15 protein-coding genes and 1 pseudogene are annotated in these 17,119 nt (G+C 67.2%); 6 read left to right on the top strand and 10 right to left on the bottom strand.

The features are described from left to right. Window positions 1-50: 50 nt before the first annotated feature. The 4 genes and pseudogenes from ACFRAU_RS04040 to ACFRAU_RS04025 all read right to left on the bottom strand — a co-directional run bounded on the left by ACFRAU_RS04040 (window position 51) and on the right by ACFRAU_RS04025 (window position 4,781). Complete coding sequence (locus ACFRAU_RS04040) at window positions 51-992, bottom strand: PfkB family carbohydrate kinase (RefSeq protein ID WP_377999077.1); 942 nt, start codon at window positions 990-992, stop codon at window positions 51-53. 38 nt (window positions 993-1,030) lie between these two features. Beyond that, window positions 1,031-2,242, bottom strand: coding sequence for a D-mannonate dehydratase ManD (manD, locus tag ACFRAU_RS04035; RefSeq protein WP_377997118.1), 1,212 nt, complete (start codon window positions 2,240-2,242; stop codon window positions 1,031-1,033). An 86-nt stretch (window positions 2,243-2,328) separates the two neighbouring features. Next, window positions 2,329-3,363 (bottom strand): L-idonate 5-dehydrogenase, encoded by a 1,035-nt coding sequence (locus tag ACFRAU_RS04030; protein WP_377998901.1) that lies wholly within the window; start codon window positions 3,361-3,363, stop codon window positions 2,329-2,331. After that, window positions 3,360-4,781 (bottom strand): annotated as a pseudogene (locus ACFRAU_RS04025) (MFS transporter). Before ACFRAU_RS04025 ends, ACFRAU_RS04030 begins: the two are co-directional and overlap by 4 nt. Before the next feature lie 144 nt (window positions 4,782-4,925). Between ACFRAU_RS04025 and ACFRAU_RS04020 the strand changes: the two are divergent. Then, window positions 4,926-5,657 (top strand): GntR family transcriptional regulator, encoded by a 732-nt coding sequence (locus ACFRAU_RS04020; RefSeq protein ID WP_377998900.1) that lies wholly within the window; start codon window positions 4,926-4,928, stop codon window positions 5,655-5,657. Between the two features lie 84 nt (window positions 5,658-5,741). Here ACFRAU_RS04020 and ACFRAU_RS04015 read toward each other — a convergent pair whose 3' ends face one another. Next, window positions 5,742-6,287 (bottom strand): YceI family protein, encoded by a 546-nt coding sequence (locus ACFRAU_RS04015; protein ID WP_377997122.1) that lies wholly within the window; start codon window positions 6,285-6,287, stop codon window positions 5,742-5,744. A gap of 321 nt (window positions 6,288-6,608) precedes the next feature. On the opposite strand from ACFRAU_RS04015, the gene ACFRAU_RS04010 reads away from it, so the two are divergent. Continuing rightward, window positions 6,609-7,346 (top strand): HNH endonuclease family protein, encoded by a 738-nt coding sequence (locus ACFRAU_RS04010; RefSeq protein WP_377998899.1) that lies wholly within the window; start codon window positions 6,609-6,611, stop codon window positions 7,344-7,346. A 7-nt stretch (window positions 7,347-7,353) separates the two neighbouring features. On the opposite strand, the gene ACFRAU_RS04005 is transcribed toward ACFRAU_RS04010, so the two are convergent. Then, a complete protein-coding gene (locus ACFRAU_RS04005; protein WP_377997124.1) occupies window positions 7,354-7,650 on the bottom strand; it encodes a hypothetical protein in 297 nt (98 codons plus the stop codon). A 143-nt stretch (window positions 7,651-7,793) separates the two neighbouring features. Next, window positions 7,794-9,005 carry a formaldehyde dehydrogenase, glutathione-independent gene (fdhA, locus tag ACFRAU_RS04000; protein ID WP_377997125.1) on the bottom strand — a complete coding sequence of 404 codons (1,212 nt, stop codon included), beginning with the start codon at window positions 9,003-9,005 and terminating at the stop codon, window positions 7,794-7,796. A 398-nt stretch (window positions 9,006-9,403) separates the two neighbouring features. Between fdhA and ACFRAU_RS03995 the strand changes: the two genes are divergently transcribed. Together ACFRAU_RS03995 and ACFRAU_RS03990 are read left to right on the top strand one after the other, a co-directional pair. Beyond that, complete coding sequence (locus ACFRAU_RS03995) at window positions 9,404-9,706, top strand: DUF1540 domain-containing protein (RefSeq protein ID WP_377997126.1); 303 nt, start codon at window positions 9,404-9,406, stop codon at window positions 9,704-9,706. Window positions 9,707-9,854: 148 nt separating this feature from the next. Next, the gene (locus tag ACFRAU_RS03990) at window positions 9,855-13,664 is read left to right on the top strand and encodes a TM0106 family RecB-like putative nuclease (RefSeq protein WP_377998898.1); all 3,810 of its coding nucleotides are present in this window, start codon (window positions 9,855-9,857) and stop codon (window positions 13,662-13,664) included. Here the strand turns inward: ACFRAU_RS03990 and ACFRAU_RS03985 are convergent. Together ACFRAU_RS03985 and ACFRAU_RS03980 are read right to left on the bottom strand one after the other, a co-directional pair. Beyond that, complete coding sequence (locus ACFRAU_RS03985) at window positions 13,657-13,959, bottom strand: acylphosphatase (protein ID WP_377998897.1); 303 nt, start codon at window positions 13,957-13,959, stop codon at window positions 13,657-13,659. The genes ACFRAU_RS03990 and ACFRAU_RS03985 overlap by 8 nt on opposite strands. Before the next feature lie 160 nt (window positions 13,960-14,119). Further along, the gene (locus ACFRAU_RS03980; RefSeq protein WP_377998896.1) at window positions 14,120-14,974 is read right to left on the bottom strand and encodes a glycosidase; all 855 of its coding nucleotides are present in this window, start codon (window positions 14,972-14,974) and stop codon (window positions 14,120-14,122) included. Window positions 14,975-15,228: 254 nt separating this feature from the next. Between ACFRAU_RS03980 and ACFRAU_RS03975 the strand changes: the two genes are divergently transcribed. Beyond that, window positions 15,229-15,528 (top strand): hypothetical protein, encoded by a 300-nt coding sequence (locus ACFRAU_RS03975; protein ID WP_377997130.1) that lies wholly within the window; start codon window positions 15,229-15,231, stop codon window positions 15,526-15,528. Between the two features lie 55 nt (window positions 15,529-15,583). On the opposite strand, the gene ACFRAU_RS03970 is transcribed toward ACFRAU_RS03975, so the two are convergent. Then, window positions 15,584-15,868 carry a DUF2630 family protein gene (locus tag ACFRAU_RS03970; protein ID WP_377998895.1) on the bottom strand — a complete coding sequence of 95 codons (285 nt, stop codon included), beginning with the start codon at window positions 15,866-15,868 and terminating at the stop codon, window positions 15,584-15,586. Window positions 15,869-16,181: 313 nt separating this feature from the next. On the opposite strand from ACFRAU_RS03970, the gene ACFRAU_RS03965 reads away from it, so the two are divergent. Continuing rightward, on the top strand, window positions 16,182-17,075 hold the full coding sequence (locus ACFRAU_RS03965) for a glucose 1-dehydrogenase (RefSeq protein WP_377997131.1): 894 nt from the start codon (window positions 16,182-16,184) through the stop codon (window positions 17,073-17,075). The last annotated feature ends 44 nt before the right edge of the window (window positions 17,076-17,119 follow it).

Below are 17,119 nucleotides of genomic sequence, written 5' to 3'. Positions count from 1 at the left end.
GTCCCGCTGCAGCGGGGGCTGATGGCCGCTGCTGCCCAGATTGGCACTGCTCAGGCGTGCGATGACAGCTCTCCTTCGGATGTCCTGCCGGAAGGGACAGACAGTGCGTGGGCCCGGGTCTGTTCGAAGCTCGGAATGAAGCCCGTGCCGCCCCTGCCGCCCACCACGAGCGACGCCGCTGCCGCGCCATACCGGGCGGCCTCGGAAAGGCTGTCGCCGAGCACCAGCCGCGCGGTGAGCGTTCCCACGAAGGCGTCGCCCGCCCCGGTCTGGTCCACCACGGCAGGAGCAGGAATGGCGTCGATCCATGCCGGCCCGGCGTCGCTTTCCAGCTGGATTCCCTCGGCCCCGCAGGTCACCGCGACGTTGGCGGTGCCGAGCGAGCGCAGCTTCCCGGCCGCCTCGGCGGGCGAGGACGTGGCCAGCAGCGCCGACGTCTCCCCCGGGAAGGACGGCGTCACCAGGAACGCCTTCGGTGCCAGCTCAAATACGGCCGCCGTCGCGTCCTCCACGGAGGTGAGCCGCGGCCGGTAGTTGGGATCGAAGACAAAGCGGCGGGACACCTCTGCTGCCCTGAAGACGGCGGCGCGGGAGCTGGCCGAGATGGCGCAGGCGATGCCGCCCGCGATCACGGCGCCGGCGGCCGCGAACACGTCGGGGTCCACGTCGTCCGGCCCCAGGGTGGAGCCGACGCTGCCGCTGCGCGCGTAGGAGAACTCGCGCTGCCCGTCGGGGTCGCAGTGCACCAGGTACGCGCCCTGCTGTCCGGGGCGGAACTTCAGGAGTTCGGCGGAGATGCCAAGTTCGGCGATCCTGGCAGCGACCGCCTGGCCGAGGTCGTCGTCGGGCAGTACTGCCAGCAGCGCGGTGCGGGCACCGGCCGCAGCGGCAGCCGCAGCGACGTTCAGCGCGTCGCCGGATATGCCGAGCTGCGCCGGAACGCCGTGCCCGAACGGGACGTCGGTGGCCACCTCGAGGAGGATCTCCCCCATGGCGACGACGTCAAACGGCGGTGCTTCAGTCGGGTTAGTCACCAGTCATGCACCGACCCGTCGAGCCGGCGGTTGATGGGCAGGTACTTCGGGTCGAACGGGAACGCGGCCGCCGCCTCCTCATCGAACTGGACGCCGAGGCCGGGCGCGTCACCGGGGTGCATGTAGCCGTCGGTGAAGGAGTAGGACGTCTTGAACACCTCGTTGGCGGGGTCGCGGTGGCCCATGTATTCCTGGACGCCGAAGTTGGGGATGCTCATGTCCACGTGCAGCGCGGCGGCGAAGGACACCGGCGAAAGGTCGCCCGCGCCGTGCGAGCCCGAGCGGACGCCGTACAGGTCAGCCAGCGAGAAGATGCGGCGCAGGTGCGTGATGCCGCCGGCGTGCGAGACGGACGTGCGGATGTAGTCGATCAGCCGCTCAGTGATCAACTGCTGGCAGTCCCAGATCGAGTTGAACACCTCGCCGACGGCGATCGGCGTCGTCGTGTGCTGGCGGATCAGGCGGAACGCGGACTGGTCTTCGGCCGGCGTGGGGTCCTCGATCCAGAACGGGCGGAACGGCTCCAGCGAGGAACCCAGCCGGCCGGCCTCGATCGGCGTCAGCCGGTGGTGCACATCGTGCAGGACGTGCACGCCGTAGCCGAACTGTTCCCGCACGTGGGCCATCATCTTCGGCGCGAAGTCCAGGTACGCCGTCGTCTCCCACAGGTCCTCCTGCGGGATGTTGCCGCTGGCGGGTTCGTAGGTCCTGCCGTCCACCGGCGCGATCCCGTAAGTCTTCTCCAGACCCGGCACGGCAGCCTGCGCGCGGATGGCCTTGTAGCCGAGGTCCAGGTGGTGCTGGAAGTCGGCACTGAGGTCCTCCAGCGAGGATCCGCTGGCGTGGCCGTAGACCATGACGCCCTCCCGGGCCGCGCCGCCCAGCAGCTCGTACACCGGCATGCCGGCGGCCTTGCCCTTGATGTCCCAAAGTGCGACGTCGATAGCGGCGATCGCGGTCATGGTCACCGGCCCGCGGCGCCAGTAGGCACCCTTGTAGAAGTACTGCCACGCGTCCTCGATGCGGCGGGCGTCGCGGCCGATCAGCAGCGGGCAGAGGTGCTCGGACAGGTAGGACGCCACAGCCAGTTCACGTCCGTTGAGGGTGGCGTCGCCGATGCCGGTAATCCCGTCCTCGGTTTCGATAACGAGCGTGACGTAATTCCGTCCTGGCGACGAAACCACTACGCGTGCGTCGGTGATCTTCACTGGTTGATCCTTCTTATGTCTGGGTGGGAGGCAAGTAGCTCGCAGTAGATGTCGTTTTGAGGGCTCAAAACGACATCTACTGCGAGTCAGTTGGGTGAGGAGAGGCGGAGCATGACCTTGCTGCTGCCGGCGGCCGGATCCGCGGAGATCCGCATTGCTTCCGCGGCCTGGTCGATGCCGAACTTGTGGGTGATGACGGATGCGACGTCCAGGCCGTCGGACATGGCCTTGAGCGCGTCGGTGATCTCGTCCGCGAACCGGTAGGAGCCGATCCAGGTGATCTCGCGGGTCACGAGGTCCCCGAGCGCGGCCGGGGCGGGGGCTCCGGGCAGGTTGCCCACCTGGACGATGGTGCCGCCCCGGGCGGTGGCCCGGAGGATGCCGCCCAGCACGGCGGGAATGCCGGTTGCTTCAAACACCAACTCCACGTCCTCCGGCAGCGTTCCGCCGTCGGAGAGGTTGCGGATCTCGTCCGCGCCCATGGCAGTTGCGATCCGCAGCGAGGCGTCGTTGATGTCCGTGGCGATGACGGTCCGTGCGCCGGCGTACTTGGCGGCGGCGATCACCAGGGATCCGATCGGGCCGGCGCCGTTGACCAGCACGTCGCGGCCGGCGAGGTCACCGGCGCGGCTGACCGCGTGAAGGGCGACGGCGAGGGGTTCAGCAAGTGCCCCGCGGAGGGTGTCCACGCCATCAGGAAGGGGACGGATCTGCGACGCGCGGACCAGCTTCCGTTCGCTGAAGCCGCCGTCGGTGTGCGGATCGAAAGCCGCGGAACCGAAGTACCGGATCCGGGGGTACAGGTTGGTCCGGCCGCTCAGCCGTTCCGGCATGATCCCGTCCCCCACGAGTTCGGCGGGATGGACGGTGACCGGCTGGCCGACGTCGAGGTTTTCGACGCCGTCGCCGAGCTGCGCGATCCGGCCGGCCACCTCGTGGCCCAGGACCAGCGGGGACTTCAGCTGCGCCGTTCCGGAGGCGCCGTGGCGCCAGTAGGAAAGGTCGGATCCGCAGATCCCGCCCCATTCGACGTCGAGGACAACCTCCCCCGGCCCGGCGACGGGCTCGGGGCGTTCGTCGATGCGGAGGTCGTTGGCGCCGTGGACGACTACCGCTTTCATGCGGCGTCTTCCAGGCGGACCAGGTCGCGGCCGCGGACTTCGGGGCCAACAGTTGCGGCGACCAGCGTGATCAGCGAGTAGCCGATGAGCATGGCGGCCAGCGGCCACCAGTGCCCGGTGACGGCGGTCAGCGTGGCGGCGAGGATCGGGCCGATGGCAGTGGCGAGGATGCCGCCGATTTCCTTGGCCAGGGCGAGCTGGGTGAAGCGGGTGCGGGCTCCGAAGAACTCGGCCATGGTGACGCTCTCCATCGAGAAGAGCTCAGTACGCCCAGGTTCAGGCCGGCGACGACGGCGATGGTGACGAGGGTGGGGTTGCCGCTGGTGACCATGAGCATCATGGGAATCGCGAAGACTGCGGTGATGGCGCTCAGGATGATGTAGAGGGGCCGGCGGCCGAAGCGGTCGCCCAGGAGGCCGATCAGCGGGATGGTGGCGAAGCCGATGATCGAGCCGATCATGATGGCCGTGGTGCCGACGGACTTGTTCATGAGCAGGACCGTGGCGAGGTAGCCGATGAGGAAGGTCTGGATGAGGCCGGAGTTGCCGGCCTGCCCGAACCGGAGGCCGAGGGCGATCAGGAAGGACTTGCCCTTGCGCTGGTGCAGTGCGGCTTCGATCGTGCTGGTGGACTGGCTCTTGTGCTTGGGCTGGTCTGCTTCGTTTGCTGCGGACGTGTTTGCGTCGGCGGCGAGGTCGCGCTTGGCGAGTGCGACGCCGTCGACAACGTCCTCACGCTGTTCGAAGACCGGGCTCTCCTTGAGGGAGCGGCGGATCCAGACGGCGAAGATCATCAGCAGGAAGCTGGCAAGGAACGGCAGGCGCCAGCCCCAGGTCAGCAGCTGGTCCTCGGAGAGTACCGCCACCAGGATGGCCCAGAGCGCGGAGGCGGCGAGGGTACCGGAGTTGGTGCCCAGGCAGACGAGCGAGGAGATCAGGCCGCGGCGGCGGGCCGGGGCGTATTCCGCCAGCATCACGGTGGCGCCGGCGATTTCCGCGCCGGCAACCAAAGCCCTGGATCAGTCGCAGTGCCACGAGCAGGATGGGCGCCCAGATGCCCACCATGGCGTAGGTGGGCAGCACACCGATGAGCGTGGTGGACGCGCCCATCAGGGCGATGGTGATGAAGAGGACCTTCTTGCGGCCGATCCGGTCACCCATGCGGCCGAAGTAGACGGCGCCGACCAGGCGTGCCACGTAGCCGACGCCGTAGGTTGCCATCGCCGCGATGAGGCCGATGACCGGGCTGACGTCGGGGAAGAAGATCTTGTTGAAGACAATGGCCGCGGCCAGCGAGTAGAGCTGGAAGTCCATGAATTCCATGGCCGTTCCCAGCCAGCCGGAGACCGCCACCTTCGCGAGGTCGCGGGTGGTCCTTGTTTCGGTCTTGGCGGTGGGCGGTGCAATGCTCTCGGTCATCAGTTGCTCCTTTGCAGGCGATGAAGAAGGGGGTTCTGCCTGAATATGGCCGGTTGGGTGGACAGGAGAGCTGTCCTGCGGCCGCTACTGACTACCATACAAGCACTACCATTCTAGTTTGTCAACGGTGGCTACACTGGATGCATGGCAACCGGCAAACCCGAAAAAGGGCAGTCTCCGCGGCTTTCCGTGCGGGACCAGACACTGGATACGCTCCGGCGTCGCATCATCTCCCTGCAGCTCCCGCCCGGCGAGCCGCTGTCCGAGAACGAGCTCGCCCAGGAACTCGGCGTCAGCCGGACGCCGGTGCGCGAAAGCCTCATCCTGCTGCGCGAAGAAGGGCTGGTGCAGGTCTTCCCGCAGATCGGCTCGTTTGTCTCGCTCGTGGACCTGGGCCGCGTGGCTGAGGCCCAGTTCGTCCGCGTGGCCATCGAATGCGCCTCCCTGAAGGACGCAGTGGTCGACGCCACGGGGCTCGCTGGGCTGCGCGGGATCCTGGCCGCGCAGCGCGAGGCGGAAGCCGCCGGCGACGTCGAGGAGTTCTTCCGGCTAGACGAGGCCTTCCACCGCGAGCTCCTCCGCTTGGCCGGTCACGAGTCCGCCTGGACCGCGGTCAACTCCGCCAAGGCGCACCTCGACCGCGCGCGGCGGCTCAGTCTCATCGACACCCGCCCCGTCTCCACGCTGATCGAACAGCACACCGCCGTGGTGGACGCGCTCGAAGCCAACAACCGCCCCGAAGCCGACAGCTCACTGCGGGTGCACCTGCGCGGCGTGTTCGAGGACGTCAAGCGCATCCAGGCGTCATCGCCCGAGCTATTCTCGGACGGCACAGTCTCGCGGCCGGTCCGGCGCAGCATAGCCCGGCTTTCCTAATCCCCACCGTCTCCCTAACCTGGCAAGCTCGGCCAGGGAACCCTGACGGTGTGGGCCCAAGCAGCCCCGACGGGCCAGCGGCGCCTACGCCTGCTTGACCAGGGCGGCTTCGAGGTTGATCTTCACCTTGTCGCTGACCAGGAGGCCGCCGGCTTCCAGGGCGGCGTTCCAGGTCAGGCCAAACTCCTTGCGGCTGATCTCGGCTTCGGCCGAGAAGCCTGCGCGGGTGGCCCCGAATGGGTCGACGGCCACGCCGGTGAACTCGACCTCCAGCTCAACAGGCTTGGTGATGCCCTTGATGGTGAGGTCGCCGGTCAGCGTGTAGTCCTCGCCGTCGCCGTCGATGTGCGTGCCCTTGAAGGTCATCGCCGGGAACTGTCCGACGTCGAAGAAGTCCTCCCCCTTCACATGCGCGTCGCGGTTGGCGTCACCGGAATCGAAGCTGGCGGTGCTCACGGTGGCATGCAGCGACGAATCGGCCAGGGAGTCCCGCACATGGGCTTCGCCGGTGGCTTCCCGGAACCGCCCCCGGACCTTGCTGATCCCGGCGTGCCGCACGCTGAAGCCGATCTCGCTGTGGGACATGTCGAGTGTCCAGATGCCGGGGGTCAGGCCTGCGGGAAGAGTCATGACGCATCTCCTTTTGAAGGAAAAACCTGCTGGTCAGTGCGATTTCAACACTGGTTTAGCCCGGCAGTGAAGTCAAGGATGAGAACCTTCACCAAAGACTCCTAGCCAATTTTCAGGAAACGTCTCTAGCCTAGGAGCAGGCCCACCGCGTATCCCCCATCCGGGGTGGTCCTGCCGCTAGGAGAAGCCCCGCAAAGCCGTCAGGCAGTGCGGGGCTCTCTGCGTTTCAGCGCGTCATCCGCGTGGCACCGCGGGCTCCGTCCCGCCGGCCAGTACTATCGACCGTTGAATCGACAGCCAGCGCCACGGGAGTAAACCGCCTTGCACCAAGCACCGCCCCGCAGGAGGAACTGGCTTGCAGCCGGCGCCCTTGCCGCCGCCATCCTGGCCACCACCGCCTGCGGCGGGGTCATCAGCGCAACCCGGCAGCCGTCGTCGGACGCTGTCCCCGGCGGGTCAGCCGGCTACGCGCCCGGCTACGCCGTCAAAGCAGCCGACCTCCTCGCCAGCCTGCCCGTCAAGGGCCGCGCCCCGAAGACGGGCTACGACCGGGAGGAGTTCGGGCCCGCCTGGTCCGACACGGACCACAACGGCTGCGACACCCGCAACGACATCCTCGCCCGGGACCTCACCAAGACCACGCGCAAGCCGGGAACTAACAGCTGCATCGTCCTGACCGGCTCCCTGGCTGATCCGTACACGGCCACCACCATCGCCTTCACCCGCGGCAGCAAAACCAGCAGCGCCGTCCAGATCGACCACGTCGTCGCCCTCAGCGACGCGTGGCAGAAGGGCGCCCAGCGCCTCAGCAAGGCTCAGCGGACCGCTTTGGCGAACGATCCCCTGAACCTGCTGGCCGTTTCCGGCCCCGCCAACCAGCAGAAGTCCGACGGCGACGCCGCCACCTGGCTGCCCGGCAGCCGCGCCTACCGCTGCCCGTACGTCGCGCGGCAGATTTCGGTCAAGGCGAAGTACAAGCTGTGGGTGACCCAGGCAGAACGCACCGCCATGTCCTCCGTCCTGGCCCAGTGTGGCGGCACTGTCGCTGGCGGCAAGTAGTCGCCGCTCAGCCCCAGTTCGGCTCCTCGGCCGCCGGCGGGTAGTCGTCCTCGTCGCTTCCGGGCGTGCCGGTGGCCTGTTCAAGGGCGTCAGCCTCGGCCGATTGGTCGGCGGAGAGGTCCGGGGCCGCGGCCGGGCCGTTGGACCTCAGCGGAGTCCTCTGCTCCAGGGCATCCGCCTCGGGAACGTCTTCCGGCAGCGGCCCCTGTTCCTCGTCCCCGGACTCCCCGCCCGCCGTCTGGCGCTGTTCGAACGCGTCGACCTCCGGGACCTCGAGCGGTGTTTCGTCAGGTTGGCTGTTCATGGATCTCCTCCTCCGGCTGGGTCGGTTGTTCCATGAGTCTGGCCCTACTCCATGACGACGGCAATGGGCCGCATGCTGCCCAGCCCCCAGGCCGGAACTGCATGCGGCCCGCACCGCTGCCCTGCGTCAGCTCCGTCGCTGCGTCAGCTGAGGTATCCGTTCGGGTTCAGCACGTACTTCGTGGCGGCGCCGGCGTCGAACTCGGCGTAGCCCTTCGGTGCCTCGTCCAGCGGAATCGGCTTCGCGTTGACGTTCTTGGCGATGTGCACGCGGTCGTTGAGGATGGCCATCATCAGCTGCCGGTTGTACTTCATCACCGGACACTGGCCCGTGGTGAAGCTCAGCGACTTTGCCCAGCCCGTGCCGAGGCTCAGGCTCAGGGCACCCTTCTTGGCAGCCTCGTCAATGCCTCCCGGATCACCCGTCACGTACAGCCCCGGAATGCCCAGTGCGCCGCCGGCCGCCGCGATGTCCATCAGGGAATTCAGCACGGTCGCCGGAGCCTCCTGCGCATCTTGGCCGTGGCCCTTCGCCTCGAAGCCCACGGCGTCCACGCCGCAGTCCACCTCGGGCACGCCGAGGATCTGTTCGATCTGCTCGGCCGGGCCGCCCTTGCTGAGGTCCACCGTCTCGCAGCCGAAGCTGCGGGCCTGCGCCAGCCGGTCGCTGTTCATGTCGCCCACAATTACGACGGCGGCACCCAGCAGATGCGCGCTCGTCGCCGCTGCCAGCCCAACGGGACCGGCACCCGCAACGTACACGGTGGAGCCGACGCCGACCCCCGCCGTCACGGCGCCGTGGAAGCCCGTGGGGAAGATGTCCGAGAGCATGGCGAGATCCAGGATCTTCTCCATGGCCCTGTCCTTGTCCGGGAACTTGAGCAGGTTCCAGTCCGCGTACGGCACCAGGACGTAGTTGGCCTGGCCTCCCACCCAGCCGCCCATGTCCACATAGCCGTACGCGCTGCCCGGCCGGTCCGGGTTCACGTTGAGGCAGATGCCGGTCTTGCGCTCCTTGCAGTTCCGGCACCGGCCGCATGAAATGTTGAACGGCACCGAGCAGATGTCCCCGACCTTGATGAATTCGACGCCGGGCCCGACCTCCACCACCTCACCGGTGATTTCGTGGCCCAGCACCAGGTCCGGTGGCGCCGTGGTCCTGCCGCGGACCATGTGTTGGTCCGAGCCGCAGATGTTGGTGGCCACAGTCTTGATAATGGCGCCGTGGGGAACCTGGCGCCCCACGTTGGCCGGGTTTACGCCCGGCCCGTCCTTAAGTTCAAAAGTGGGGTAGTCGATATCGATGACTTCCACCTTGCCGGGTGCCTTGTAGGCAACGGCTTTGTTCCCTTCCATCTCTTTCCTCCTGGCGTCACGGACCCTTCCCGGGAAGGGCCGGCGGTGATTCATGAGTGATGTGATGCGCCCTCCAGGGCATTCCCCAGAAAGGCCGGACGTCTCCGTCGGGGCCTTATAGGTGGAGGGTCCTGCCAGTCTAGAACGGCGTCCGCAAGGGGTCCATGGGGCGCCGGCGGGAATTGAGAGCAAACACTCATGGCGTTGGTTCGGCTCTCCGGGGCTGCCTTGCGGACTCAGGTGATGTCCCGGCGGGGACCCTGCCGGCACCCGCAGGACCCTTCCGGCAATTACGTCAATTACGCAACACAATTGGGTCTTTTTGATCCGGCCCATCCGGCCTACGTTGGGAACAGCGAGTCGCCCAGCCGGGGCGTCCGAAGCCTTGGAGGAATCCCATGAGCACGCATGTAGCCGATTGCAGCGTCACCAACTGCTCCTTCAACGACCACTCCGAATGTAACGCCGAGGCCATCACGGTTGGCGGCAGCACTGACCATGCCTCGTGCGCCACGTTCATCGACACCGGCATCCATGGCGGCCTTCCGAAGGTCCTCGCCGGCGTCGGCGCATGCCAGCGTGCCGAATGCGTCCATAACGACCACCTCATGTGCAAGGCACCCGAAGTCCATGTTGGCCCCGGCCCGGACAACGCCGACTGCCTCACCTACTCGCACAACGGCAAGCAGCCCGTCTCCTAACCCGCGCATCCACTAACCTGCGCAGGCCTGCAGGGTTCCCATTGGCCCGGCTCCCGGCCGCTTCGGCGTGATTGTCATAGCCTCTTGCTAGATTCAAATCAGCGCACCGGGAACTGTCCCGGAGCGAGGCTGCCAATGGGGAGGCCCCATGTTCCTGCTCAACCCAACAACGCCGGGAGCACCAGCGGATCTGGTGTTCTCAGCCAGCGACCTCGTGGCCGCAAGTGAGTGCGAATACCGCACGCTCCGGATCCTGGACGAGAAGCTGGGACGCTCCCCCAAAGCCGATTTCCCGGCCGACGAGATGCAGGCTCGGGCAGGCAAGCTGGGCGACGTCCACGAGCACAAGGTACTCGCCGGCCTCATTCACGACTTCGGCTCGTGGGACGCGTCGCGGGGCACCGGGGTCTACTGCGTGGACCGCGGAACGACGGACCGCGCCGACCTGGCGGACAAGGCCAAGGAAACCGCAACCGCCCTCCGAACCGGAGCCGACGTCGTCTTCCAGGCCACCTTCTTCGACGGCGAATTCCTCGGCTACGCGGACTTCCTGGTGCGGGAGGAGTCTGAGCTGGCCGGCAATGACCTGGCTGGCGGCCACGGTGGCGCCCAGCGGTATGCGGTCTGGGACACCAAGCTGGCGCGGCATGCCAAGGTGGGAGCACTGCTGCAGCTCGCCGCATATGGCGACCAGTTGATCGCCCTCGGGCTGGAGCCCGCGCCGCGCGTCACCCTGGTGCTCGGAAATATGGAGCGCAGCTCGCACTCACTGGACGATCTGCTGCCGGTATACCGCGAGCGCCGGTCCCGGTTCCGTGCGCTCACCACCGCGCACCGTAGCGGTGAGGCTCCGGTTGCGTGGCTACAGCCCGGAGTCAATTACTGCGGCAGGTGCGACTACTGCGCCGAGCAGGTGGCCGGGCACCGGGACCTGCTGATGGTGGCGGGCATGACCTCCGTCCAACGCAGGAAGCTTGTGGCGGATGGCGTCACCACCATCGATGCCCTCGCTGGACTGCCTCTCCACCTGGCCACGGGTTCGCGGCGGCGCCTGCGGGACCAAGCCAGGATGCAGACCGGGCTGGAAGCAGCCGACGGCTCACGTACCTTCATGAAGGAGGGCCAGCCGCACACGGTCACGTACAGGGTGTTGGCAGATAACGCGCTGGCCGGCATTCCAGCCCCGAGCGACGGCGACATCTTCTTCGACTTCGAAGGCGACCCGCTTTGGCAGGATCCCGCGGGCCAATGGGGCCTGGAGTACCTCTTCGGTGTGGTTGAGGCCCCGCTGCCCACTGACCCGCCGGGCCAGGAACCGGTCTTCCGGCCGTTCTGGGCTCACTCGCGAGCGGGCGAACGGCAGGCGTTCCTGGACTTCCTCGCCTACGTGGAGGAACGCCGGGCAAAGTATCCGGACATGCACGTCTACCACTACGCCCCCTACGAAAAGACGGCCCTGCGCAACCTTTCGCTGAGCCATGTGGCGGGCGAGGATGTGGTGGATTCGTGGCTGCGGGACGGGCTCCTCGTGGACCTCTACGCCACGGTCCGGCATTCACTCCGGATTTCCGAGGCCTCGTACTCCATCAAGAAGCTCGAGCCCCTGTACATGGGAGATAACCTGCGGTCCGGGGACGTCAAGGACGCCGGCGCTTCGGTGGTGGCGTACGCCGCCTACTGCGAGGCACGCGACGCCGGCCCCGAGACGCAGGCAGAGGCGGCTGCCATCCTCGCCTCCATTTCCGACTACAACCAGTACGACTGCCTTTCCACGCTCCGCCTCCGGGACTGGTTGCTGCAGTTGCGTGGTGGTTCGCCTGTGGCTCCTGGCGAGGCCGGCGCCTTGGCGGCGGCCGGAGTAGGGACCACGACTCCCGGCGGGGCGGCGGCGGGCTCCCAGCCGCCGTCGGACGCAGTTGCGGACTCGGAACCTTCGCCGGAGGAAACAGGCCTGCGCGCCTTCCTCGACGCCATTCCGGAGCACCGCGAACTGACGGCCGATGAACAGGCGGTAGCCATGGTCGCGGCGGCCACCGGCTACCACCGCCGGGAGCGCAAACAGTTCTGGTGGGAGCACTTCGACCGCCTCGAATCCGAGGTGGACAGGTGGCGGGACCAGCGCAACGTGTTCATCGTGGAAGCGGCCGAGGTGGTCTCGGACTGGGCGCCACCCACCTCCCGGGCCAGGACCGAGGCCCGCACTCTGCGGCTCACCGGGATCATGAGCGAGGGCTCGGAATTCAAGCCCGGTTCCAAGTGGTTCCGGATGTTCGAGGACCCCCTGCCCGACGGGCTCGGGGAGGTCGACGGCGGGCGGACACCGCGGCGCGCGCCAACAGTCCAGCCAGCTGGTGCTGGCACGGGCGCGGCCAGGTCTTCGGCTGGCGCCGTTGCACCACCCAACGAAGCCACCATGCCGCCCTCACGCGACGGCATTTTCGGCACGCTCGTGGAAGCCGTGGAGGATCATCCCGACCAGCCCGGCCGGACCGTCATCACCATCACGGAAAAGTCCACGGGCAAGGTACCGCCGTATTTCCAGCTGCCCTTGGCGCTGACGGACGACCGCCCCATTGCCACCGTCAGCATCGAGGCCGCGCTGGCGGAACTGGCGCTGCTCGTCGGCTCCTCCCTGCCAGCACTTCCCAAGCATCCCGGGGTGGACATTCTCCGCCGGACGGCACCCCGGCTGGCCGGTCTCCCGCATCTGCCTGCAGTAGGCGCGGACGACGCGGGCCACGCCGACTACGTCTCTGCCATTGCCCGGGCGCTGGAACACCTGGACCGGTCCTACCTCGCTGTGCAGGGGCCTCCGGGAACCGGCAAGACGTTCGTCGGCTCCCACGTCGTTGCCCGTCTCGTGGAGGCCGGATGGAAGGTGGGCGTGGTCGCCCAGTCCCATGCCGTCGTCGAGAACATGCTCTGCACGGCGATTATGAAAGCCGGTGTGGACCCTGCCGTTGTAGCCAAGAGACTGGCGCAACCGCACGACGTTCCGTGGACCAGCGTCGCCGACGAGGACATCGCGCGGCTTCTGGACGCCGACGGCGGTTGCCTGGTCGGCGGAACCGCCTGGACCATGACAGGCAAATGCGTGCCGGCTGGTTCGCTGGATCTGCTGGTCATCGACGAGGCAGGGCAGTATTCGCTAGCCAACACGCTTGCCGTGGCCCGCTCCGCGAAGCGGCTCCTGCTGCTCGGCGACCCGCAGCAGCTTCCACAGGTCACGCAGGGCTCCCACCCGGAGCCGGTCGACGAGTCGGCGCTAGGCTGGCTGTCCGCCGGGCATGCCACCCTGCCCGCCAAGCTGGGCTACTTCCTCGCCGATTCCTGGCGGATGCATCCCGAACTGTGCAGCAAGGTGTCGGTGCTCAGTTACGACGGCAGGCTGGAATCCGCGCCGGCAGCATCCCTGCGCCATCTCGACGGGGTGCCGCCGGGGGTGGGAACCGTTCTGCTGCCGCATGCCGGCAACACCACGAGTTCGGCCGAGGAGGCGGCAGCGATCGTCGGACTGGCGCGGGAGCATGTCGGGCTCAAGTGGACGCCGGGCAAGGACGAGCCGGTCCGGCGGCTGGAAGCCAAGGACATCCTGGTGGTGGCCGCGTACAACGCCCAGGTGCAGGCCATCCGGCACGCCCTGGACCAGGAGGGCCTGTCCGCCGTGAGGGCCGGAACGGTGGACAAGTTCCAGGGCCAGGAGGCTCCCGTGGTGCTGGTGTCCATGGCGTGTTCGGCGATTGCGGAGGCACCGCGCGGGGCTGAGTTCCTGCTCAACCGCAACCGGATCAATGTGGCTGTATCGCGGGGCCAGTGGCGGGCCGTCATCGTCCGCTCCCCCGAACTCACCAACTACATGCCGTCACGACCGTTCGCGCTCGAGGAACTCGGGGCATTCCTGGGGCTCAGCCCGGGAGAACTCAGGCCTGGAGAACTCAGGCCTGATGATCTCAGCTGACGACCTGAAAGTCCCTGAATCCGCCTTCGGCCGGGGAGACCTTCCCGTCGACGTGCGACACCCTGCCCGGTGCACGGGATGAGCCGAGCCAGCGCCTGAATTCGACGATGTCGGGCTGTGGTCCCTCCGCGACGACGGCCACCGAACCGTCGTCGTCGTTCCTGACCGAACCGGTCAGGCCCAGCTCGTCGGCCTTGCGGGCGGTCCAGTACCGGAAGCCGACGCCCTGGACCGCTCCCGTGACGCGTGCGGTGAGGCGGACGCGGTCCGGGTCTGCTGCCTGCGAGTCAGTCATGGAACCAATGTAGCGCCGGCGGCCTTGGTCTTGACAGGCGCGACCAGCGGGGTAAGGCTCGACCGGGGTGATGCTCGACCGGCCGATGTGGGACCGGCGGCCCGGGAACGGCGAAGCCCCGCTGCGGCAGGTGCAGCAGCGGGGCTTCGGCTGGACGGGATCAGTTGACGGTGATGTCCCGGGTCCGGTGGTCGTAGCGGATGGTGAGCTGGCCGCCGGAGTGGTGCAGTTCGTGGTTGGCACCATCGAACGCGCCAAATGCGCCGTAGTTCTCTTCCCAGGAACGGTTGAGGGCGATCTTGAAGTTGTAGTAGCCGGCCGGGATCTCGGCCGACAGCTTCCACAACTGGTCCAGCTCATCCAGCTTCATCTGCGCTTCGTCGTACTGCGGTGCCCAGTTCTCCGGGGCGCCCAGCAGGGTGTTGAAGTCGCCGGCCACGGCCACGGCGGCGGGCTGGTCGATGGTTGCCGCGGAGTTTTCGGCGTCGGCCTGTGCCTTCTTCAGGACCGCCTTAGCCACGGGAGCCACGGCGTCCTCGATCAGCTTGGCCGCTTTGTCGACGACCTTCGCTGCCTTGGACGGAGCCTTCTCGGCCTTTGCCGCGGCGGCCTTCGCGGGCGTCTTCTTGGCTGCCGGCTTGGCAGGTGCGGCTACCGGAAGGGGCGTGCCGGCAGGGACCGGAGTTCCGGCGTCGAGCGCGGCCGAGAAGCTGGCCGCGTCCGGGAAAGCGACCGTTGCGCGCTGTCCGTCCTCGGTAATGGTCCAGCCGGAGCGTCCCTTGACCAGCCAGCCGGCCTTGACCAGCTTGGCTGTGGCGGTGGTGAGCGATTTGTGGCCGCGGGGAATGCCGCCGCTGAGGAGTTCAGCTTCGTAGGCGTTCAGCGGAACCCGGACCAGGGCTTCAGCCAGCACGACGCCGGCGTTCTGCGATTCACCCGACAACACCCCCTCTGCCAGAACGTCCAGCACGGCCTTAAGGCGGATGTTGGTGTTTTCGGCGGCAGTCTTGCGCATGGTTCCCCTTACAGAGCGATTGTTCCCACAGTAGTTTGCCAAGTGCTGGGCAAATCTGACGACTTTGTTTGGTAAACATTGTGTGTCGTGACCGACTATGACGGGGATTACACCAGAACTGAGCGGGAAGTCTCGGTTTTTCCGGCTCACAACCGCTTCCGCGCTCCACCTTCCCGCTCGAATGCCAGACCGTTTCCCGGTGGCGAAAATAGAAAGTAGGCTTACCACATAGAGCGAGGCACCAAACAGAAGGGATGAGTTCAGTGAGTGAACACAGCAGCAAAGCAGATGGCTTTATCGTTCCGGACCCTTCGAAGCTCCGGGACGACGTTCCCGGCGACGCCGGTGATGACGCCAACGCCATCCGCTTCAGCGAGGAGCAGGCCCTCATCGAGGAGCAGTCGCACGGCATCCGCCCGGAGCGCTACAGCGTCCCCTCCGGCGGGCCAACCATGGAGGAAGCCCGCGGCAACATGGACCTCTCCGACGACACCGGCGACGCGGCTTCCGCGGACAGCAGCGACGACGGACTGCACAGCGGACAGGAACAGTAACCATCAACCCGCAAGGGCGGCTGCCGGCGGCGGCCGCCCTTGCGGATGGCCCTTCTTACTGGACGTACCCCTCCACCTCATTGACGGGGCGGGCATCCGCCTCGTTGGGATCGTCGCCGGCCTTCACCTTTGCCCGGCGCTGGCGCAGCAAGTCCCAGCACTGGTCCAACGCCTCTTCCACCTGCCGCAGCCTGGCGCGGCGTTCGCTCCGACCGTCATCATCCCCGCTGGATCCGTTCTCACCGGAGCCACCGGCCGGGACCGAAGCCGCAGGCTCACGCAACTGGTGCTCTTCGTCAACCAGCGCCTGGATGCGTTGCAGAATGTCCTGGTTGTCCATCGCCTTCACTCCTTGGTACCGCCTGCCGGATTCACTCTTGGGGACCGCCGCCGGCGACCGCTCGTGGCGGGGTTGGACTGCCAGCCTAATCATGTGATGCAGTCCAGGAAAGGGGCAGCCACTGGCGGTCACATGCAGTACCCAGACCGCTCCTCCGCTGCCCGATTTTGCGGCACCACTGGCGGCACCGCCGTCGTCTCATTAGGGTAGACGGTAAGCATGCTTAGCATTACCGCAATGCCAGCACCGCCCGGAGCAAGATGATCCTGTCCGCGTTCAACACCACCGTTCAACACCGCCACGGAGGAGAACCATGACCGACCAGTACACCTTCAAAAATCCTGTCACCGCCTACGAGCACATCTCGCCGCCCAAGCAGCACCAGCCCGAGCCCGGCCTGGACGCCAAGCTTGAACCCAAAGCGGATCTGGGCGAGGACAGCTACCGCGGCACCGGCCGTCTCGACGGCAGAAAGGCGATCGTCACAGGCGCGGACTCGGGCATCGGCGCAGCGACGGCGATCGCCTTCGCCCGGGAAGGGGCCGACGTCGTACTCTCGTATCTTCCCGAGGAGGAGGAAGACGCGGCGAAGATCGCGAACCTGATTGAAAAGGCCGGCCGCAAAGCCGTGAAGGTGCCCGGCGACCTCAAGGATGCCGCCACGTGCCAGAAACTGGTGGACACCGCACTGCAGGAACTGGGCGGACTGGACCTCCTGGTGAACAACGCCGGCAAGCAGGTGGCGCAGGAGGACATCGGCGACATCACCGACGAGCAGTTCGACCACACGCAGAAGACCAACGTGTACGCCATGTTCTGGCTCACCCGGGCCGCGGTACCGCACCTCCCCGCCGGCTCCACGATCATCAACACGACCTCGATCCAGGCCTACAACCCGTCGCCGACACTTGTTGACTACGCCACCACGAAGGCGAGCATCAACAACTTCACCAAGGGGCTGGCCCAGCAGCTGGCGCCGAAGGGCATCCGCGTGAACGCCGTGGCTCCCGGCCCCATCTGGACGCCCCTGCAGGTCAGCAGCGGACAGCCCAAGGAAGCCCTCCCCGAGTTTGGCAAGGACACTCCCCTGGGCCGGGCCGGACAGCCTGCCGAACTCGCCCCGGCATACGTGTTCCTGGCCTCGGCGGAATCGAGCTTCGTGGTGGGCGAGACCCTGAACGTCAACGGCGGCAGCCCCACGCCGTAGGTGTTTGTTCCCCGCGCCGCTGTGTGCCTTGGATAGCGCATTTC

The sequence above is a fragment of the Arthrobacter sp. NPDC056691 genome (assembly GCF_042791415.1).
In the GTDB taxonomy this organism is placed as follows: domain Bacteria; phylum Actinomycetota; class Actinomycetes; order Actinomycetales; family Micrococcaceae; genus Arthrobacter.
This window is presented reverse-complemented; position numbering and strand designations above follow the sequence as displayed.